Origin of the sequence: Enterococcus sp. AZ048 (assembly GCF_051715125.1) — a bacterium.
In the GTDB taxonomy this organism is placed as follows: Bacteria; Bacillota; Bacilli; order Lactobacillales; family Enterococcaceae; genus Enterococcus_A; species Enterococcus_A gilvus.
The window spans coordinates 938,085-958,462 of the sequence record NZ_JBIOTD010000002.1 but is presented as its reverse complement, the minus strand read 5'-3'; the positions used below and the strand labels follow the sequence as shown (position 1 = coordinate 958,462).

The 20,378-nt window shown below is 43.2% G+C and carries 18 protein-coding genes; all 18 read right to left on the bottom strand.

The features are described from left to right. Positions 1 to 39: 39 nt before the first annotated feature. The 18 genes from IGI66_RS18250 to IGI66_RS18165 all read right to left on the bottom strand — a co-directional run bounded on the left by IGI66_RS18250 (position 40) and on the right by IGI66_RS18165 (position 19,382). A complete protein-coding gene (locus tag IGI66_RS18250) occupies positions 40 to 927 on the bottom strand; it encodes a hypothetical protein (protein WP_010778866.1) in 888 nt (295 codons plus the stop codon). A gap of 18 nt (positions 928 to 945) precedes the next feature. Further along, a complete protein-coding gene (locus IGI66_RS18245; RefSeq protein ID WP_438849868.1) occupies positions 946 to 1,962 on the bottom strand; it encodes a proline racemase family protein in 1,017 nt (338 codons plus the stop codon). A 66-nt stretch (positions 1,963 to 2,028) separates the two neighbouring features. Then, positions 2,029 to 2,508 (bottom strand): glycine/sarcosine/betaine reductase component B subunit, encoded by a 480-nt coding sequence (locus tag IGI66_RS18240; RefSeq protein WP_438849867.1) that lies wholly within the window; start codon positions 2,506 to 2,508, stop codon positions 2,029 to 2,031. A gap of 27 nt (positions 2,509 to 2,535) precedes the next feature. Continuing rightward, complete coding sequence (prdD, locus tag IGI66_RS18235) at positions 2,536 to 3,273, bottom strand: proline reductase cluster protein PrdD (protein ID WP_435934791.1); 738 nt, start codon at positions 3,271 to 3,273, stop codon at positions 2,536 to 2,538. 145 nt (positions 3,274 to 3,418) lie between these two features. Beyond that, a complete protein-coding gene (gene prdB, locus IGI66_RS18230) occupies positions 3,419 to 4,144 on the bottom strand; it encodes a D-proline reductase (dithiol) protein PrdB (protein ID WP_438849866.1) in 726 nt (241 codons plus the stop codon). A gap of 3 nt (positions 4,145 to 4,147) precedes the next feature. Further along, positions 4,148 to 4,453, bottom strand: a complete 306-nt coding sequence (locus tag IGI66_RS18225; protein WP_010741587.1) for a CBO2463/CBO2479 domain-containing protein — start codon at positions 4,451 to 4,453, stop codon at positions 4,148 to 4,150. A gap of 9 nt (positions 4,454 to 4,462) precedes the next feature. Next, positions 4,463 to 6,346, bottom strand: coding sequence for a D-proline reductase (dithiol) proprotein PrdA (gene prdA / locus IGI66_RS18220; protein ID WP_438849865.1), 1,884 nt, complete (start codon positions 6,344 to 6,346; stop codon positions 4,463 to 4,465). Positions 6,347 to 6,372: 26 nt separating this feature from the next. Next, positions 6,373 to 7,662 (bottom strand): proline reductase-associated electron transfer protein PrdC, encoded by a 1,290-nt coding sequence (gene prdC / locus IGI66_RS18215; protein ID WP_174293634.1) that lies wholly within the window; start codon positions 7,660 to 7,662, stop codon positions 6,373 to 6,375. A 495-nt stretch (positions 7,663 to 8,157) separates the two neighbouring features. After that, a complete protein-coding gene (locus IGI66_RS18210; protein ID WP_438849864.1) occupies positions 8,158 to 9,516 on the bottom strand; it encodes a peptide MFS transporter in 1,359 nt (452 codons plus the stop codon). Between the two features lie 26 nt (positions 9,517 to 9,542). Beyond that, positions 9,543 to 10,424, bottom strand: a complete 882-nt coding sequence (pepI, locus tag IGI66_RS18205) for a proline iminopeptidase (RefSeq protein ID WP_010778857.1) — start codon at positions 10,422 to 10,424, stop codon at positions 9,543 to 9,545. A 15-nt stretch (positions 10,425 to 10,439) separates the two neighbouring features. Then, positions 10,440 to 11,516 carry a M24 family metallopeptidase gene (locus tag IGI66_RS18200; protein WP_438849863.1) on the bottom strand — a complete coding sequence of 359 codons (1,077 nt, stop codon included), beginning with the start codon at positions 11,514 to 11,516 and terminating at the stop codon, positions 10,440 to 10,442. A 512-nt stretch (positions 11,517 to 12,028) separates the two neighbouring features. Then, positions 12,029 to 12,490 carry a threonine/serine exporter family protein gene (locus tag IGI66_RS18195; protein WP_010778855.1) on the bottom strand — a complete coding sequence of 154 codons (462 nt, stop codon included), beginning with the start codon at positions 12,488 to 12,490 and terminating at the stop codon, positions 12,029 to 12,031. Between the two features lie 38 nt (positions 12,491 to 12,528). After that, positions 12,529 to 13,287: a threonine/serine ThrE exporter family protein gene (locus IGI66_RS18190; RefSeq protein ID WP_314576175.1), complete on the bottom strand. Its 759-nt coding sequence runs from the start codon at positions 13,285 to 13,287 to the stop codon at positions 12,529 to 12,531. Between the two features lie 154 nt (positions 13,288 to 13,441). After that, positions 13,442 to 14,512, bottom strand: coding sequence for a M24 family metallopeptidase (locus tag IGI66_RS18185; protein ID WP_367379005.1), 1,071 nt, complete (start codon positions 14,510 to 14,512; stop codon positions 13,442 to 13,444). 139 nt (positions 14,513 to 14,651) lie between these two features. Further along, on the bottom strand, positions 14,652 to 16,187 hold the full coding sequence (locus tag IGI66_RS18180; RefSeq protein ID WP_431380054.1) for a chloride channel protein: 1,536 nt from the start codon (positions 16,185 to 16,187) through the stop codon (positions 14,652 to 14,654). A 54-nt stretch (positions 16,188 to 16,241) separates the two neighbouring features. Beyond that, complete coding sequence (locus IGI66_RS18175; RefSeq protein ID WP_435934794.1) at positions 16,242 to 17,327, bottom strand: replication initiator protein A; 1,086 nt, start codon at positions 17,325 to 17,327, stop codon at positions 16,242 to 16,244. A gap of 651 nt (positions 17,328 to 17,978) precedes the next feature. Continuing rightward, entirely contained in the window at positions 17,979 to 18,521 is a 543-nt protein-coding gene (locus IGI66_RS18170) for a hypothetical protein (protein WP_435934795.1), read from the bottom strand. 12 nt (positions 18,522 to 18,533) lie between these two features. Next, a complete protein-coding gene (locus IGI66_RS18165; RefSeq protein WP_435934796.1) occupies positions 18,534 to 19,382 on the bottom strand; it encodes a ParA family protein in 849 nt (282 codons plus the stop codon). Between the last annotated feature and the right edge of the window lie 996 nt (positions 19,383 to 20,378).

The following is a 20,378-nucleotide window of genomic DNA, read 5'->3' as shown; positions in this document are numbered from 1 at the left end:
AACTACCTGCTCGAAAGAAGCAGGTAGTTTTGATAGCAATTACGCTGTTTTTTGTTCAGGTTCTTTTGACAAGCCTTTTTTGATATACGTTGCGCCTGTATAAAGAACAACTAATACGATCAAGAATACTAAAATATCAAGGTTCAAGCTCTTCACAAAGGTAAAGGCGATGAATACACCGACAACGCCGCCGATCCCTAAGCCTAAGCTCAATTTACGGGCATAGTCGCCTGTACGGATAAAGTTGATACTTGCTGCGGGCATCAAGCCTGCACAAGAACCCATCATGATCGGGAAAGCAACCAATGGACTCATCCCAAGCATATAAACCATTGCCATACATGGTGCGTACAAGCCGCAGCCAACAGTCATCAACGCACCGAAGATGAAGTTTCCGACAACACCGATGATCAAACGGATACCGCTCAACCCAGTCGCTGTATTATCAGCACCCAAGATGTCGATCATCCCTAACTGTCTCAAAGCCATCAAGATCGCCGTTGCGATCAACGCAACACCCATATACAATTGGACTTTTTTAGCTGGTAATTTTGTTACAAAGTTTGAACCGATATACGAACCAACCGTCGCTGAGCCAATCAAAGCAACCAACGTCAATGGTTGGACGGCAACTGTCGTCGTGAATAAAATCGCTTGTGTCAATACGGGGATCGCATGTCCCACGTTCAATGTTCCTGGTAAATGACGAGGGTTTTTCAATTGTTTGGTGACATCAAAAAGCAATGTCGTTGGGGCAAAACTACCAATTCCCAATGTATCCAAAAAGTTCGTTACAAAACCAATCCCAAGTCCGCCGCCCCATGAGCCGCCACCGTCGTCGCCTTTGTGTCTCAAGAAGTCAATGACCATCCCAGCCGCTTGTGCCGCTAGAACCACCGCAAATAATGTTACTAAAATCGTTACCATATTACCCCTCCTTCATCTTTATCCTAAAAGGAATCCATCCTTCAAGGAATCTTTCGGATCAACCAAGAATGAGTTGTATCCTGTGACATACGCTGAACCGCTTACGCGAGGAATAATTGCTTTGTATCCGCCAACTTCAGCTTCTTCCACAATCTCCCCTTTAAACTTCGTGCAAAGAATACTTTCATACACGAAGGTGTCGCCGACTTTCATTTCGCCCTTGCCGTATAATGTCGCAAGCTTGGCACTGGTTCCCGTTCCGCATGGCGAGCGGTCTACCTGTCCATCACCAAATACCACCACATTTTGATACGTCGCATCAGGGCTCGTTGCTGGACCATAAAATTCCACAAGGTCTACAGTTTTGATATGCGCCAATGTTGGATGTTGAATGTCAATTTGTTCGTTCACTGCATCACGAATGATCATCCCAAAATCATTGAATTTCGATGCGTTCTCTGGTTTGATCTCCAGACCAACAGATGCGGCTGGCAAGATCGCAAAGAAGCTGCCGCCGAAGGAGATATCCATCGACAATTCTCCGATATCCGGAACATTAACTGTGACGTTTTCTTTATAAAGGAATGATTCCACGTTTTCAAATGACACAGATTCTGCTGAATAATCTTCATCCAGATGAACCGTTCCGTGAACGATCCCGGCTGGCGTATCTTGAACCACTTTGACTTCACGTTCGCCTTCTTTGACCTCTACCCAGCCTTGTTCTACTGCTGAAGTCATCGCTGCGATCGTGTTGTGGCCGCACATGTTCAAATAGCCGCCTGAATCCATAAAAATGATACCATAGTCTGCTTCTTTGTGAACAGGCTCTGTAATGAAGGCGCCGAACATATCACGGTGTCCTCGTGGTTCCAGCATCAACATTCTACGAAGGTCATCTGCTTCGTTTTCCAAATAGGCTCTCTTATCAGCCATTGTTTCACCAGGGAATTTAGGAATTCCACCGATGATCAGACGGGCAGCTTCACCTGCTGTATGTGTGTCGATTGCTGAGATCATTTTTGATACTTTCATGATTATCCTCCCTTGTTCGTACTAGTGAATGATTTTTTCATCCACTATTTCTATTTTTTTAAACAGTTATCGTATTTCTTGATTGTCTTTTCGCATTTTCAATTTGATCGACGCAAGCGCTTTAACAGCATCTCGCTGATTGATCGTATTTTCACCAACGATCTCTGTTTCGATCCCCGCTTCTGATTTGTTGAAATCCAAAACGTGCGTGGTAAAGTCATTTTCTACAACAAACTTCGCTTGTGTACCAATGAACTTGAGTCCAATCACGCTAATCTCTCGGCGGCCGATCTCTTCCAAAGTGTTCGCAAAATCAACATCTGAATTCCCCCAGCCATCGGTCGAAGCGATCACACCATTCGTGCGCATCCCTTCCAGCCATGCAGCCGTACGCTGACCAACGAGGTATTTCATGGCGTTGCTTTGCGGCGTCCCAACGACAACCACTCCTTGAAAATCGATATCAGGATCGTTGCTTAACAGATCCACCAGTGGGTCTTGAAAATGATGCAAAGATGTTTCTTTGGTTGATGGGCCGATCCCCATACCACCACCACCTATCCATTAGTTACGTTAAACCATCGAACGAATCGCCCCATCGCGATACTCATTCGCTGACAAGAAGACGGGCATATTGTTCATGTCGATGATGGAACAGCCGCCTTTGAAGCCGCTAGGTTCATTCGGATAAAGAAGCATATCGTACATCGCTCCTTGCCCCGCCACCTGCTTCACCAAAGCCACTTTCGGCTTGCCTGGATTGGTCTTGTCTTCGTAGACATGGGTCTCACAGGCTTCTTTTCCTTCCAGCATCTTCAGCTTTTCGCGAATTTCTTGGATATAGTCGTCTACGATCGCAAACATTTTAAGACAGAGCTCACGATTAAAAGGAGTCCCCTTTTTCGCTAGAAGATCAATCAAAAGAATATAATCCTCTGCGTTAGGCGTCCCTGCTCGATTCAATACTAAATGATCACGCAATACACCCTCAGAAGAGCCAAATTCATGCATTTGTTCTCCATCCTCAATAGCCCCAGTCATGACGACTGAAACACCGGTAAGTGTATGCGTGATCCCAGACCCCAGCGCGCCCAACACCTTCGTGGAGATCGGAAGGATATCCATGATGGTGTTGGTCTCAACATTATGCTGATGCGGTGGGAGCAATCGAATCGTCAGCTTCTGAATAGCGGTGTCTCCGCAGTCAAAGTCTTGCTTGATCTGCAAACGAGTGGGTTCAAGACGGAAGGTGTCGCCACTGGTGACGTCTTCCATATGAAACACTTTGATTTTTAGCGTTTCGCCTCGCATTATTCACACCTACTTCCAATATAAACGGCGATTGAATAAGCAGCGTCTTAGAAATAAGCGAACAGCCGCAAAAATAGGAGAACCAATTTTTAGGCTTTTCGTCTTATTTCTCGACGCTGAATACTTATTCCATCCGCCTCATGTTCTAGACGTGGGCAATGTATTCATAAGGTAAAGGAACAATTTTCCCTGGCGTTTCGATTGCTACAAGTGCTTTCAGAGTATCTTTCATGATACCTGTCTGCATTTCAATGTTATGTGGTTCACCGGCATTTGCACCCATTGGTACACGCGGAGCAACGGCACGTGGTGTCCCGTTTTGGCGTACAACTGGTGGCAACGCGGCGATTAAAATAGTAGGAATTCCCGCTTCCTCAATAGCTCTCTGCACGATCACGGCAGTTCTATGACAGGTTCCTCAGCCAGCGGTCAAGACGACAGCATCGACGTCTTCTTCTACTAATTTTTGTGCGATTTCTGGTCCAGTTACATCGTGGAATGCGTCCTGGTCTCCGCCGCCGCCCATGAAAGCATAGTGGACAGGTGCAGATTCTTTGATGAATCCTTCTGCCGCTAGTTCATGTAAACGATCTAATGGGAACATCGCATTGATGTCACGGTTTGCATCGGCATTGTCGTACCCGCCGTGAGAAACCATCAATTCCTCTACTTTAGCTGTATCTGGTACTTCGCGGTACGTGGTATCACCCGCTAAGTTGAATCGTTTATCTGTTTTCAAATGTACGCCGGCAGCAGTTGCTAATGCCACACGCATTTCTTTAAGCTCTTTTTTCACAGGGGTAAAGACAGATTTTGGCGTAATCGGCACAAAAATTTCTGACTGTAACCCTTCAAAGACTGTTAAGCCCATGTGTTAATTCTCCTCTCTTGCTTCTTCACGTTTTTTTCTGGCTTCGGCCCGGCGACGCTCGTGCTCATAAATAGCAGTTTTATAATGTTCATCCGGTTCTTCTGCCAAAACTTCTGGATAAGTCATTAAAAACCCAACTTCTTGACCGATCTCTAAATTGTATTCAGAAATGATCATTCGACGAGGTATTTTAAGCTGACCTAATCGACCTTTTAAGTCGATCGTCACACTGGCATCATGAAGTTCAACGATGATCCCTTCAAACATTTGTTCCGTCGAAATATATTTGAGTTTATTCATTCCATCCATTATTTCACCTTATTCTACTTCGTAAATTTCTTGGCGTTTTTTACTCTTAGGCAAGACTTGCTCATTTTCTACAAGGTCAATCTTCTTGCCTGTAGTTTTTTCGATGATCTCAATGTTGTTTGCTTTTACATTCGGGTTCCATTTACGTTCGGCTGCTTTGATCGTGCCGCCGCCCATCAATGTTTTCAACATTGCTAAATCACGAATCGCGTCTTCCTTACATAGTGTGTTGTTCGACAAGATTTCGTTTTCGATCCCTTGCATTGATTTGTTGTTGTCGACCATCGCGACCATTTCTGGGTTCCCAACAACCAACGCACCTTGTACTGCTGAGTAAGAATCTCCGACAACTTTAATGCCGCGTTTGCCGATTTCTTCAATATGCGAAGCAAAATCGATATGATTGTTACCAAATCCTTCAGTCGTAACGATCGCGCCATCAACGTCCATCGCTTCGACCGTCATACCTAAACGTTTAGAAACATAATATTTTTCAGTATTTGCTTGCGGAGAACCTACAAACATTACACCGACTAAATCGATTTCTTCGTCTTCCATCGCTTCACGCACTAATGGTTCTCTCCAATAGTGGCGAGACGTTTCTTTTGATGCAGGTCCAATACACGTCAATGCATGGATACCACCATCTAATACTTCAGTTGGCGCCAAAATAATTGGTAAGTTTCCTAAGTCAACGTTGGGTTTCGCGCCCAATGTTCCAACTGGTTCGATTGGCATGATCAAGTTATCGTGCATCGCACCTTGACCCATGATCTCTTTGATGATGATCACTCGTTTATTACCAAATCGACGTTTTTGTACGATTTCATCATGTTCTACCACTAGAGATTCGTCCGCTTTTTTCACGGCTTCGCGAATTTCTTGTGTGATATAGTCTGATGCTTTATGAGCGGCTAATGGTCCTGGACGTTCCATATTCGCGCCTTCTTTGATCGTTACTTGTGTTTTAATGAAGATTTCGCCTTTATCTGGTGCACCAGGACGTCCCCACATGATGTTGCGGTCCAATTCGCCTTCAGAAGAACCGAATTCACCGATTTGTACACCATTTGCGTCTGTACCTGTAAGAACCATGACTACGCCATCTAACACACGAGTAACGCCATGGCCGATATCTGCGCCATCTACTTTAGCAGCGATAGGTTGTACGTCCATGATCGTTTCACTATATTCGTTATATTTATCTGGTGTAATGATTTCAAAAGTCACACTCTCAACTAGTTCTTCTAGTTCCGCTGCTTCTTCGCACATGTCTTCCATTTTGCGCAGAACCAAAGTTGTTCCTTCGATCTTTGTTTCCTCACCGAAGACCACTTTTTCAATCTTCATGTGATCACGACGAACGGAACGAACCACTTTTTCTTCTACTTTTGCTTCAGGAGCTGGTGCTGGCGCTGCTGCTTCACCTGGAGCCGCTGGTGCGACTGGTGCAACACCCATTTGACCAGCGATAGACATCGGTACTTCTAGATCGATCCCGCGTCCTTCTGCAATATGGATTTTGATTGTTTGTCCGCCCATTGGCGTAACAGGTGCGACTGGAGCGATAGGAGCCACCGGAGCTGGCGCTGCTGCTTCTTCTGCAGGAGCTTCCTCTTCGGCTGCTTCTTCCGTGACTTCAGAAACACCATCTAATAATTCTCTTGTCAATGGAACCAACGCATCCGTTGTTTCTTTCAATGTCGTACCAAGTACTTGTTCGATTGTTAGAGTCGTATCAGGTAATTCTAATAAGCCTGAATCCTCTAAATCTGGGAAGATCGCTGGATCTTCTAAATCATCTGGTGCGATTACTTTGCCCGCTTCCGCGCGGCAACATAATACGGCAGGGTCTTTGGCATGTTCCTTAGCAGTTTCTGCTGTAATAGACATTCGTTAAATCCTCCTAATTTTTAAAATTAATTTGTAGGTAATCTACGATATAGTCTATGCCCATCTGCCCGCAGCACATGATCTGTATGATGATAAACCGGAACTCCTAACCTAGGAGCTACACCCATAACGGTGTTCGTTCAATCGGAACAGGAGCCAGTCAATACTACTTCTGCTCCTTGTTTCTTCAAGGACATGACAGTTGCAGCTTGGCCTGGACAAATACCTGGCAGGGCACATCTATATCTTCCATTTACTTCTACCATCCGCTTGCATCTTTCAGCAGCGACAACTTCCGCGCCCATGTTGTTAGCAATCTCGGTCATGCGTTCGGCAGAACCGCCGCATTCACAGATCAGCAAACCGACTTTCCGGCTTTCTTGTGGAAATGGCATGGCGACTAACACACCGCCACTTGTTTTCGTGATCGGTGTCATTTCATCGCCGCTTCGTCCCGTCATAGGTCCGCCGACAACGATCTCGCCATGTGGTTCGACGTAACCGCCGACATTGTTGATCAATGTCTTGACTGGTGTTCCGATCGGTACATCCACGAAGACTGTTTCTTTTTGTTTTACGCGACCAGAGACGGTCACATCTTTGTCAATGAACGGCTTGCGATCTTCAATAGCTTCCGCGATTCGTTTGATCGTTTCCACATTATCGATCACTGCACCAACTTCTGTTGGAAGCTGGCCTGGTTCCAGCACAATGTCCATTACTTCACGAACGATCATTCGCTCATCTCCTGCTGGATAGATATCCGGCAATTGATACACGTCAATCGTTGGCTCGCTGTCCACGGCCTTCAATAAGCGTGTCACTAGCATCCGATGCTTGCCTTTTACAGCGATCACACCTTTAGGAGCATGGATCATTTCCATGGAATACTTCATCCCGCGGATCAATTGATCGATGTGCTCGCTCATTTGTTTCACATTATGAGCCAGCAATGCTTCACATTCCGCACCGTTTGCGATAAAGGTTCCTTCTGGAATATCACACGCCAGTTTTAAGAATGTAGGGAAACCTGCTCCCCCAGCACCAACGATCCCCGCAGCCTCGACAGCTTTCGCGTTGCTCTCTGTCTTAGGGATAGGCAGATATTTCGAGAAATCCTGCTCCTCATCGATCATGAGAACAATGTTGTCACCGTCTACATCAACTACTTTTCCAGAAAAGCTCGCATGGATATTTGCGCCTAACCCGTTCGGCTCAGCGATCAGTTGTCCGCGTTGGACATGGTCGCCTGCCTTCACGATTCCTTTACAAGGAGCGCCGACATGTTGTTTTAATGGTATAAGAATTTGTGTCAAATTGTTTCACCTCCTCGCTTTTTCGTTTGTTCGAACTTGAGCAAATCAGCCACCCGTAGTTCATGTAAATGATAGCACAATCATCTAGCTTATTAAAGGTCGTTTCCTGTTTATTTTGATATTTTCTGACAAATATCTTTATGGATTGTTCATTTTTTTGGTTTCTCTAATTGAATTTTCATTAATCTGAGACGATCAACTAAAAACGCTCACAATTATTGATTTCACAACTTTTATCAGTCCTTGTAGACAGTCGACAATCAACAAATAGACTAAAAAATTACCATTTATACTCAGTTATTTCACAAAACTAAGTGTTTTATTAAATCGTTATTTAATATAAGGAATTTGAATCACTTATTTCCGTTATATAGACATTTTTTATTGATCAACCTTACTTTCATTCGATACATTTATATGTATAGGACTTCACATAAAACACAAAAAAACGCTCACCCCTATTCAAGGGATGAGCGTTTGATCACATCACGCGTTTTATTCTGCGCTTTCTAATTTGTCTAATGATTTACTACCAAACCATAGGATGATTCCCAGCACAATTACTACTGCGGCTAAGACCCCATACCCCATTTGGAATTTCGCTGGATCAGCGGTTTCCAAAATTGCATAAATCACAGGATAAATCATTTGTGAGAAGAACACCGCGATGGTCCAAACACCTAATAACAGTCCCATTAATTTAGCAGGAGCTAATTTGGCAATAAATGAATTTCCCAGTGGAGAGAAAACCATTTCGCCGACCGACATCAATAAACTAACTAATGCCAACCATAAAATACCTGTATGACCATTTCCGATGATATCAGCAAGTACCATTACCACATACGAAACACCTACTAACATCATGCCAAGAGCTGTTTTCTTAAACATACTCATATCGCCTTGCGGACGTGCAGCAAGCTTCGTCCATAAACGACCTAAGAGTGGGCCTAATACGATACACGTCAGTGCGTTCATTGAGTCAAAGTAAGACGTAGGAATCTTGAAGCTTCCAATAACCCAGTTGGCGCGCTCGATAAATCCGGCACCATCACCGTATCCGAAGTAGAAGTATGCTGGCATATATGCTAAATACCAAACGGTCCAAAACGCAACTGAGAACAATGTTACTAAAATAATTGCGACAATACGTTTTTTGTCTCCAGATGTTAATTTTGTATCTACGGCACCTTCTGCTTTTTTACCAGCAGAATCGAATTGGCGTTGATCCACTTTAAATGGTTTTTTACCAGCTTCGCCTAATGAGCGGCTGTTCAAAATAAACCACAAAGCATCAATTAGCAGTAACACACCGCAAATCATAAATACAAAGTTAAAGCCGTAATTTTTAATTAATAATACTAAGAATGTTGTTCCGATAAATGACCCAATATTTACAAATGAGTATTGGATCGAGAAGGCTTCGTTCAATTCTTTTTCATCACTGAAAAGCAAGGCATTTACACCTGATAGGTTCCCTTTAAATAATCCGGTACCCAGTGCTACCAAAATAATCATTAACCATACCATGCCCATTGAACTTGCTTGCCAAGCCAACATGTAGCCTGCACCCATCATAACCATTCCGGCTGCCACACATAAGCGAGGACTTAGCCAATAATCGGCGATGTATCCGCCAAAGGTTGGTGTGATGTACGTCGCTGCAACGAACCAAGCAGATATTTGCACACCTTGTGCACTGGTCATACCTAAGCCGCCAGAAGCAGCCGTTGTTGCGATCCAAATCGCCAACATGTATTTCGCGGTATAAAACGCACACCGCTCAAAGGTAAAGCCAAGTGCGCAGACATAAAACCCAAAAGGCTTCTTATTTTTTACTGGAGTTGTTTCCACTATCATTCCTTCTTTCTCTTAAAAAATTAATCGTTCGCGTCTAACCATTGCGCTAAAAGTTTCATATACTTTTCACGTTCTTCCACAAAAGGCATGTGTCTGCTGAAGGCAAACAGCTCCCATTTTGCTCCTGGAATCGCGTCGTACATCGTTTTTGCTACTAACGGTGTACACAAATCGTTTGTGCCGCTCGTAACAAGTGTTGGAACAGTGATGTCCGTCAGCTTGTCGGTATAATCGTACCCGTGGAGTGTTCCTTCTGGAGAATACTCATTCGGTCCCCAAGCTGTAACGTAACTTTCCGTCCCTGCGACTTTTTTCCGTCGTAAAGGTTCTGGGTCGTTTTCAGTGAATACAGGCGCAGCATGGCGAACCATGTAACGGTCATTGGCTGCAAGATACGCCGGATCATCATAGACCCCTGTTTCTTCTGCTTTTGCGATCGCTGCCTGATCCTCTTCGGACATGAATTTGATCATCCGATGTTGTTCTTGTGCCCAAAGCTTGGCTGAAGGCAAAGTGCTTGAAAGGACCATGCTCTTGATGCCTTTAGGTGCATAGTCACACACATAAATGATCTCCAGCATGCCGCCCCAAGATTGACCTAATAGATGGACTTCATCCAATCCTAGATGTTCTCTTAATGCGATTAATTCATTGACCCATGTTTCAGCCGTCCAAAGCTCGGGCTGAGAGGGCACCGCAGATTTCCCGCAACCTAATTGATCATACATGATGATCTGGCGGCCATCGACCGCCATTTCATCAAGGACTTCAAAATAGTTATGGGTTGATCCGGGGCCGCCATGCATGACAATCAATGGTTTCTTATTTCCGCTTTGTTCACCAACGATGCGGTAGTAAGTCTGATGCCCTAAATAAGGCATGTATCCTTCTTCGATTTTCATACGACGTCTGGCCTCCTAACCGATGACTTCTAAGTCTTTCGAATAATGATTCAAGTTTTCGCATCCGTCTTCGGTCACGATCACTAAATCTTCGATCCGCACGCCTACTTCGCCTGGAATATAGATTCCTGGTTCAATTGAGAAGACATTTCCGACTTCTGCCACGTTGTCGTTTGCGCCTGAAACATCTCCAGTTTCATGGCAATCGATTCCAATGAAGTGGCCTAAACGGTGCGTAAAGTATTCGCCATAGCCTTTTTCAGTAATGTAATCGCGGGCTGCCTCGTCGATATCTGATAATTTTACGCCTGGTTTTACTAGATCGATCGCACGTTGGTTCGCTTCTTTGACTGTTTCATAGACTTCGCGCCCTTTGTCAGAAACTTCTTTGTAGAAGAACGTACGGGTCATATCAGAAGCATAAGAATTCTTGATCCCGCCAATGTCCAAGATCACTGAATCCCCTGGCTTCACTTTTGAATCATCCGTTTCGTGGTGAGGATCGGCTGCATTCGCTCCATATCCTACGATTGGATCAAAAGAGAACCCTGTATTGCCTAATTCTTTGTAGATCTCACCTAATTTGTCCGCCATTTCAGCTTCAGTAAGCTCTTCCGGCAACAAATTCTTCAGGCGATCGATCGCAAGCTCGTTGTCCGCTTGTGCGTCACGCATCAATTGTTTTTCTTCTTCGTCTTTGATTGCGCGAACGGCATCCGCTACTTCAGAGCCATTTCCTAACTTGGCATTTGGAACAAGCTCTAACAAGTGCAGTAAGAAATGGGCAGGCCAATTCTTGTCGATACCGATTTTTTTGTCCGTATCCACATATTCAAGCACTTTCTTCACAGCATCGTCTGTATCATCAATAAATACTTTTTCGACACCTAGATCTTCTTCGATCGGGAATAACTTGTTGACGATCAAAGTATTCTTGTTCTCTGGAGTAATCACTAATACTAGTAGACGTTCACCAGGATGAATCCAGCGACCAGTTAGATAGAAAATAGTTGTTGGATCTGAAACTAACAATTGGCCATAGTCTTGCTCATTCATTTTTTCGATGACTCTTTCAACGCGACGTTCTTTCAAAATGTTCCACTCCTTTTATTGATATTGTTTGCCTGACGGCATTATTAAAAACAGCTCTGTTCTCACGTAGCTGTTAATAATTGATTTCGAGGACCTCAACTGCTATGCAACAGTTTGAGCACAAGGATACTAATTTGTGTAACTATTCACCTGTCACTAGTTTTAAAATAACCATAAAACTATTTAGTTTTCAAGCTTTCGACAAAGAAAATCGAATGTGTCACAGCGTATCCGCTTCCACTAGTTTACTATATCTTTTACCCAATTTAAACATTTCTTTAAACATTTTTTTGAAAAGCGGTTTCTATTTGGAATAATTCGAAAAAAAATCCGCAAAATTCTATTATATCTCTGGTATTTTTATTTTGTTCACCTCTACCAAAAATTTGGATTCCCATTAAAATAATGGGTTTTTCAATAACGTTTGTCGACAAAAAAAGTTAAATTATCCAATCAAAAACAAACAAAAAAGCCGTTCTGTATTATAACAAAACGACTTTCTACCATATTCATCAGAATGAATTTTTATTCTTTTGCATTTTATGATAAGAATAGAAAAATTTCGGTGATAATTCGTACCCCGCGGTAATCCCGACAGCGATCGCGATCGCAATTTTCAATACCTGTACGCCTATTTGTGCAGCCTTGATCGAGTCGCCAATAAAGAAATTATACGTAAAATTGTAAATTCCCATCCCAGGAACGAGGCAAAAAATACCACAAATCAAGAAGATCGTGACTGGTGCCTTCAGGGCAAACGAGGCTTCTCGTGAAAGATAGATCAACACAAGAGAGGCGATAAAGGTTGCCGTGACTGGTGCCACCCAAAATTGCATGATCAGCAAATAGATGAACCACCCGCACGCACCGATCATGCCGCAATAGACATAGTAGCGTCGCGGCACTTCAAACAGGATCGCAAAAGAGATCGTTCCTAGAAAGCCTGCTAAAATTTGGAACAAAATAGTGATCATAAGCCGCTCCTTTCTCCAGAAAAAAATCATTTTATCGTTTACAGCATGCTGAAAACTCTTAGAACCAGCCCCACGCCGACGGACACACACAGAGCCGTGATCAAAGCGTTGATCATTTGGCCCCAGCCGGAGCTGTAGTCGCCGTCAAATAAATAGCGGATGCCGTTCACGATGGCTACCCCCGGCAAAAGCGAGATGATGCCGCCGGTGATCAAGCTGGTCAATTGCAAGATCGGCACGAAATGAACAAAGATGCAGGCCAGAATGCTCACGAAGCCGCTGCTGGTGATGGTCAAGATAATGTCTGACATGTTGAACTTCGGCAGCAAATACATCGTAAAGCAGGCGAGTATCACGCCTAAAAGCAGCGCCCCCATCGTGTCCCAGATACTTCCGCCAAAAATAAAGCAGAAGCTGGCACTCCCGAAAGCATAGGCGAAAATTTTTAACGGATTAGAGGAAAAGGTCTGCTGCTTGATCTCCTGCAGCCATTGGTTGGCTTCCTCTGGACTTAGCCGCTTTTCCGCGAGTCGTCGAGACAGTGTATTGATCTGCTCGATGCGGCCTAAGTTGATAGGCGAGATCGGCACGTCCCGCACACGGGCCTGGACCGTTTGATCCTTCAAACGTGCAGTCATAAATATTCCGTTGATCAAAACAAAGCTGTCAAACTCTTGCAGTTCCAATGCTTTTGCAATATGGTGAATGGTCGTTTCGATCCGTTTGATCTCCGCCCCGTTTTTCAGCAGTGTTTCGCCAATATCGTAGACAAGATCAAATGCTTCCCGTTCATCCATCGGTCTCCCCCTTTTTCTGATACGTCGTGATTGGTTTGCTTGAATGTTTCCACAAATCCTATACCTATGGGATTTGCGAAACGTTTTTATTTTTTTACGGTAAAAAACGACGACAGCCGCTGCCGTCGTCGTCTTAGTATAGCTTATCTGATGCTTATAATTCAATCAAATCATGGGAAAGACGAATCATATTTTCATAGCCGTCTTCGGTGATCAGCACTTGATCCTCGATCCGCACGCCGCCCCAATCTGGAATGTAGATTCCCGGTTCGATAGTCATCACCATGCCGGTCTCCAAAACATCGTCATATTGTTCATCGATGTAAGGCAATTCATGAACAAACAGGCCGATACTGTGACCAATATTTCGATACGTATATTGCGGATAATCCGTTCCCTCCAAAGGTTTCAAAGAGGCTTGATAGATGTCCTTCACCGCCGCGCCGTTTTTCATCACTGCTTCTGCTGCTTCGAGGCTTTGTTTTTCCAGCTCATAGACTTCCCGCTGCTTGTCAGACGCTTGACCGACGACCACCGTTCGAGTCATATCAGACATATAGCCTTCGTATTGACAGCCAAAATCCATAAGGACGAAATCGCCGTATTCGATCGCTTTTTTCGATGGGATACCATGCAGCAGCGACGTGTTGGCGCCAGAAATCAGGATATTGCCGTAGGGCTGGGTGTCTGCCCCTTCTTGCACCATGTACAAGGAAAGCTTGGCCGCCAACTCTTTTTCTGTCACGCCCACACGAATCTCAGGCAATAGTCGTTCCAATGCGCGGCAAGAAATCTCGCAGGCATTGCGCATGTATTGAATTTCCTTTGGTGATTTGATCGCCCGCATACGGTCGATCACGCCCCCTGCCTGAACAAATTCCGCAGGTGTTTTCGCTGAAAAATCCGCATACATATCGTAGGTTAAATAATCCGCTTCAAAAGCGATCGTTTTTATTTTTTTCTCACTGGCTAAGCGCGCCACGGTGTCCCCCACAGTCATTCCGGGCAAGCGCCAATTGATGATCTCATAGTCCGGTACTTCGATCGCCGCTTGTTCGGTATAGCGTGGATCGGTCAAGAAATACTGGCCTTCTTGTGTGAGCAAGATGAATGAATCGTCTCCTGTCCAACCGCTAGTAAAACGAACATTCACTCTTTTGGCAATAAAAAAAGCATCCAATTTCTCTTTTTCCAAATACGCACGGATCTTTGTTTCGTTTAACATTGTCACACGTTCCTTTCTATTTTGAGGTTCTCCTCTTCTATAACATAGAGTAGCAGTCAGAGGAACGTTGGTCAACGCTTTCAAAAAAAGGACAAAAAAGAAAAGGGCAGATCGCCCCTTCGACGGTCTCCCCTTTTCGCTATTTTCTTTTGTGACGACTCGAACGTGTTCGCGGTGCGTCCGTAAGCTCTCTTGTACGCGGCGAAGCTTGAGTTCTCGGGGTCTCACGGGACTTCCGTTCGCCCTTTTGAACGTCTTTGCGTACCAAGAGTTCTTTTTTCGGTTCTGCTACTTTTGGTTGCGTTTCTGTTGCCGCAGCCTGTTTACGTGCCGCCGCTTTTCTTAATTCTGAAACGTCTCTTTTTGCCACAGAGGTCTCTTCTTTTTTCTTTTTAGGTGCCTTTGTCCGCTTTGGAAGCTCAGGCAGCTTGAAGGTATTGATGGTTTGCTCTTCGTGGAAAAAAGGCAGCCGCTGTAAAAACAGATTGCCTAGATACCCTGCCAACCAGATCCATAGGAACAGCTCCACAGGAAACAGCAATAGGAACAAGCAGGCCGTCGCCAACGGTTGCTTCAAAATCACGGCACAGGCGCTGGCGGTAAAGACAGCCACCAATAAGCCCGGCGAATAAGGAAAAAGATTGGCAAAAGCCAAGCCTACTGCAATACTGGCAAAAATCATGGGGAAGATCGTTCCGCCGCGCCAGTTGCAGGCCAAGCAGAACATCGTGATCCCGACTTTTCCAAAACCGATCAGCAGCAAGATGAGAAAGCTCATCGTTTCCGCCTGACGAGTAAAGGACAATAAATTATGCTCCCCGGAAAACAAGAAATAAGGAGAGATCATTCCTAAAACACCTAATACGATCCCCGCAAAGATGGCTAAAGGAATCGGATTGCGAATCCGCTGGTTCAACTGGTCGCTTTTGTCCTGAAGCACTAGGAAGAACTTTCCGAACAACGCGCCCAATACGATCATGGGAATAACGAGCAAAAGACCTTGCCACGTAAAGCTTCCTTCCAGCCTGCGGATCGCGAAGACCTGCTCCTGATTCGGAAACAGACCATACGCCAAAAGGTACCCGATAAATCCAGTAAACGTCGTAAAAATATACAAGACATATTTCTTCAGCTTGCTTTCTGTCACGACCTGCCAATCGTCACGCTCCACCGAACGTCCGACCCCAAAGAGCGGCGTCATAAAGATCACCCCTAAAGAGGTGCCGATCCCAAACTCGATCAGATCTGTGCGCTGACTCTCTGCGATCTTTCGCCTGTCTGCAACATATGTCACCAAGCCGCCGATAATCGCGATCAACGCCGCCTCAGGTCCCAAGCTTGCGCCAAAAAGCAAGACGATCAAGGAACCCAACAAATTTCGGACGATCTTTCCATCATGATAATCAATTCGTTGTGTTTCGTGGTATTCCGTAAAGGATTCCTGCAAGGTGCGCGGGTATCGCCCAAATGCTTTCACAAAAAAGCCGATCGCCACACCCCCGATGGTACAAAGGATCAAAGGATAAAAGCGCGGATTCCCGATCAACGCAGGCAGCTTTTGCCATAAGAGCTGATGCCCGATCTCCGCAAATCCCATAAACAAAGCTACAATGACCCCCACCGCGAGGCCTAAGAGCCCACTGTAGCCAAAAAGTGCGAGTTTAAACTTATTCATAACATTAACCTTTCTCTGATAGACTCCGCTACATTATAACAAAGGTTGTGGCTCTTAGGAGACCTTTTTCACTACTTTTTCTGATTTTTGCAGCAAAGAAGACGCATTTTTCTTCTGCAGCGTCTGTTGAACAGAGGACAGGGTCCGATTCAAGTCTGGCGTCAGCTCATAATGATCGACCAGGTATTGGCGTGTCTTTTCCGTAAAGAAGCCCTTCATGAAGGCAAAGAAGAAGCCTTCAGGGTTTCGGACGGTCTTGTAGCGGTACATTTGCTCGATGGCTTTTGCGATCGCGTCACCGATGTCTGTTTTGAAATACGTATTGTGTTCAAAGGTCAGAACCTCTGCCTCTGCCGGCAAGCCTGCCTGAATATATTGTTGCGTGCTGGCATACTTCGCCTTGAAGATCGTGTCGACAAACCAGCGTGCCTTGCGGTAATCCCCGTTACAGAAAGGGAGAAACCGTTGGAACGCCTGTTGCGGCAAGACATGGGCATAGCGAGCTGCCAATCCGTCGATCAGATTTTGATCCAACGAAACAACGTCATTTTTTGGCAACGTGCCTGTTACATTTGTTGCTCTTGTGGTTTGTTTTGCTAATTGTTTTTGTGTACTTGTAAGCAAATCTTGCGAGCTCGGAGACGCAGATTTTGCTTCTCTATCCACAGTGGATAACTCCGCTGCTTTTTTCGGTGTGTCGTTTTCCACAGGTACGATCGTTTTGCTGCGGGTATAATTCTTGAAGGACAATTGAACGACGACATTTTTTTCAGGTGCTTTGGGATTAGAAACGTAGATCCGATAATTTTTCAGTCCGTGACGAAGAACCTGGATCAAGCCAGCCTTTGCCAAGTCTGTTTTCAAATTAGTGATCTTGCGTTCCGATACCCGCAACAAGGCTGCAGCCTCTTCATTGGAGAAATAGATGTAAGGAAGACCAGCTTCATCAAGCCAGCTTCCGTCTTTTTGTCCATTATAGATACTGCACGTCATGCGCATCGTGTACAAGGCATGAAGCATCATCGCTTCAATAGAGAGCGTTTTATACTGTGGATTATTGATTAAATTCAAATCGATGGGGATATAATTGCCGTTGGGCAAATTGTTTGCGGTCATGGTATTGTCTAAGTTTGTGGACATGACAAAGAACCTCCTATAGATACTTTCAAATGCGTAGCGAAAGTTTTAAAGGAATGGGTACTGTCACCAGATAGAGGATTGAGAAAGTTACCAAAATATGGTATACTTAATAGAGGTTAGGCAAACACCAATTTTTCTAACCCTTAAACGTTTATCTAAAATGTGACAGGCTAATTCGCCAAAATTAGCTCAAACCTTTGAGTTTAAAGATCGCCAAATCTTTAGACTCTTTTTTTTCGTTTTTTTCTACATGTCTAGAATAATGGATTGAAACCCTATTGTAAAGCGATTTCCAAACAACATTTTTTAGAGTAAACTTTTAATATGTTTATAAAGAATTTTAAGGTTTACTATAATACAAGAATAAAAACTATTTAGGTTTACTTTATTAAAGGATATAAAAGTAGTTTTGGTAAACTCTAAATAAGGCAATCGCCTCCCCTGTTCAAAACAAGAATGTGGATAAAAAGTAATGTGGATAAGGCGTTTAATAGTTATCCACAGCTCGCGGAAAGAAGCGATCCGTTTTTCAAAAGTAAACTTTTAAAGAAAACTTATGATAATAAAGGTAAACTGAAATACTGAATAACTTAAAAAAAAGTAAACCATAATGCAGGAGATAAAGAGCATTACGGTTTACTTTTTTTGTATTTAATTCTCATTGTTTTCTAATTCTTTGAATAATTTCTGATACTTCGGCTTCTCTTTATACTCCTCCATAGAGGCTTCTTCAAGCTGATTCAGGAAGTTTCGGTCGTCTCTGGAGAGCCCTTTTTCAAGATAATAGTCGTATAAAAAGTCGATCATCTTGTCTGGCGTGTAGCCGTCAAACTTCGCATTGATCAAATTTTGCATCCGAATCTTGGTCCGGGCCGAGATTTTTTGCATTTCCAAGGCTTTCAGACGAGGATCGTAGTATTGACGCTTCCGTCCCCTCTTCCCTGCCTCTGTTTCATGTGCCTGCGACGCATGTTCTTCTATTATAGGTGTTCGTTCATTTAAGTGTCGCGATTCGTCATGGAGTGCGGAGCGCCGAAAGTCCGTTTCTGGACTCAGCGTTCGGTTTGCTAAGAGGTCTTGAGAGCTGGGCTTCTTCTCCTCTTTGTCTTGATTGGAGTATTCAGACATTTTTTCAATGCCCTTATTTTTTTTGTTCGCCGTTAAAAGCGAATCTAGCTTCATTTTTTTCGCCATTCAACGTCTCCCCTACTCTTCACCGCTCAATATGAGGCGGTGTTCATCAATTTCATCCAAAATATTGACGAAAACCTCGTGTGCACGCTTGTCCCACTGCTCAACTTTGCCATTTTTGTTGATATCATAGGTAATACCAGACCCATCATAGCGTTTCAAACGGCTTTGATTTAGCACGACTGTGTCTAACAGATGGGCACCATAGATGTCTCTTGCTGCGGTATAGATTTCTTGGTCAACAGAATCCCGTTTCTGCATCATGAAGGGCACGATCCCTACAACTTCAAGGTCTGTGTCGTACTGTTCAATGAAGAAGTTCATGTAATCAATGTAGTTTTGGGCCCCTTTTAAGGATTTTACTTGTGTTTGCAGAATGACGATAACGTATTCCGCCACATACATCGCCGCATTTGAATACGTGCTGATCGTCGGTGGCACATCGATATAGATCACGTCATAAATGCGCTTCAGCGGTTCGATCAATTCTTCCATGTATTTGAATTGAGAGAGCTTGTCCCCTGGGTAGCGCTCGATCATATAATCTGGAAAATCAGAAAATGAGATATTCGCTGGGATCAAATCTAAATTCGGCATGATATTATAGATAGACGATTGAATGTCCCCTGAACGAACCGCTTCCCAAATCGTCGCATCAAATTCATCGGGCAATTCTTTGTTTCCAAAATTTTCTGCTGTTAAGGACAACACGTCACTGGTATTCCCCTGAGGGTCTAAATCGATCACGAGTGTTTTTCGATCTTTTCGGAAGGCACTCTCAAATGAAAGCATTTGAACGGTCGTCGATTTACCAACGCCCCCCTTAAAATTTCCTACAACATAGGTCTCAGCTTTTTTAGCCATACACATTCTCCAATCCTAATTTCTCAATTAAAGTTTACTATATAAAAATCTAAATAGCAATACGGTTTACTACAAATAGTTAAAATGAGGTAAACTATAAATAAGGTTGGACTAAAGTAAACCGTATTGATTGATATTAGAGTAAACTGCAATAAATAATAAAGGTAAACTTCTTATACGAAATAAAAGTAAACCTAGTCTTTTGATTAAAAGTTTACTTTAATAAATAGAAGTAAACCTTATTAAAATAATAGAGTAAACGTTTACCTCAATCAAAGTTTACTCTATATAGATAAAGGTAAACCTTTAGAATATATAATTGTTGTTATAGCAGCGATTATATCTAAATAAAGTATACTTTAACTCTATTGAAGTTTACCTGATGTTCTATTTAAGTAAACGTCATTGAGAGATTAACCTAATTTAAAGTATACTCTATACGATAAGGTTTGCTGTATATCATTTTATTAAAGTAAACTTAGTATTCAAAGGTAAACCTCAATAAGTGATGCGAAAATAAAGTATACTTCAAATAGAATCTAAATAAAGTAAACTCTATTGCAAACAATAAGGTAAACTTTTTGAAGTTAAATTAAAGTAAACATTAATCCTAAAAAGTAAACTTAAACGTATTTTATTGTAGTAAACTCAAATACAACTTATTTAGGTAAACCTCTAATGTTTAAAGTAAACCTTTTGTCATACATAAATACAGTTTACTTAAAACAAAATATTTAAGGTAAACTGTCTATTGCAACTAAATTAGATAAGGTATACTTCAAAATATGGACTGCAACTAAAGCAATTTAAAGAGAAAAATTTACAGTAAACCTTTGATAAATCAATTAAAGTAAACTGAATTCCACAGCAGCCTAACACATCTAATACGGTAAACTTCAATATAAAAGGTAAACCTAAATGATGAAAAATAAAGTGAACTTTTTAGAAATGATTACTCATACTAAGGTTAACAGTAAACCTTAATTAGCACCTTCA

What these genes read in the sequence shown, in the direction of transcription:
- IGI66_RS18175 (WP_435934794.1), bottom strand. Translation starts at nt 17,327, where the DNA reads ATGTCCACAAACTTAGACAATACCATGACCGCAAACAATTTGCCCAAC.
- IGI66_RS18180 (WP_431380054.1), bottom strand. Translation starts at nt 16,187, where the DNA reads ATGAATAAGTTTAAACTCGCACTTTTTGGCTACAGTGGGCTCTTAGGC.
- prdD (WP_435934791.1), bottom strand. Translation starts at nt 3,273, where the DNA reads ATGCGAGGCGAAACGCTAAAAATCAAAGTGTTTCATATGGAAGACGTC.
- IGI66_RS18185 (WP_367379005.1), bottom strand. Translation starts at nt 14,512, where the DNA reads ATGTTAAACGAAACAAAGATCCGTGCGTATTTGGAAAAAGAGAAATTG.
- IGI66_RS18250 (WP_010778866.1), bottom strand. Translation starts at nt 927, where the DNA reads ATGGTAACGATTTTAGTAACATTATTTGCGGTGGTTCTAGCGGCACAA.
- IGI66_RS18195 (WP_010778855.1), bottom strand. Translation starts at nt 12,490, where the DNA reads ATGATCACTATTTTGTTCCAAATTTTAGCAGGCTTTCTAGGAACGATC.
- prdA (WP_438849865.1), bottom strand. Translation starts at nt 6,346, where the DNA reads ATGTCTATTACAGCAGAAACTGCTAAGGAACATGCCAAAGACCCTGCC.
- IGI66_RS18190 (WP_314576175.1), bottom strand. Translation starts at nt 13,287, where the DNA reads ATGGATGAACGGGAAGCATTTGATCTTGTCTACGATATTGGCGAAACA.
- IGI66_RS18245 (WP_438849868.1), bottom strand. Translation starts at nt 1,962, where the DNA reads ATGAAAGTATCAAAAATGATCTCAGCAATCGACACACATACAGCAGGT.
- IGI66_RS18170 (WP_435934795.1), bottom strand. Translation starts at nt 18,521, where the DNA reads ATGGCGAAAAAAATGAAGCTAGATTCGCTTTTAACGGCGAACAAAAAA.
- IGI66_RS18240 (WP_438849867.1), bottom strand. Translation starts at nt 2,508, where the DNA reads ATGGGGATCGGCCCATCAACCAAAGAAACATCTTTGCATCATTTTCAA.
- IGI66_RS18225 (WP_010741587.1), bottom strand. Translation starts at nt 4,453, where the DNA reads ATGGATGGAATGAATAAACTCAAATATATTTCGACGGAACAAATGTTT.
- pepI (WP_010778857.1), bottom strand. Translation starts at nt 10,424, where the DNA reads ATGAAAATCGAAGAAGGATACATGCCTTATTTAGGGCATCAGACTTAC.
- IGI66_RS18165 (WP_435934796.1), bottom strand. Translation starts at nt 19,382, where the DNA reads ATGGCTAAAAAAGCTGAGACCTATGTTGTAGGAAATTTTAAGGGGGGC.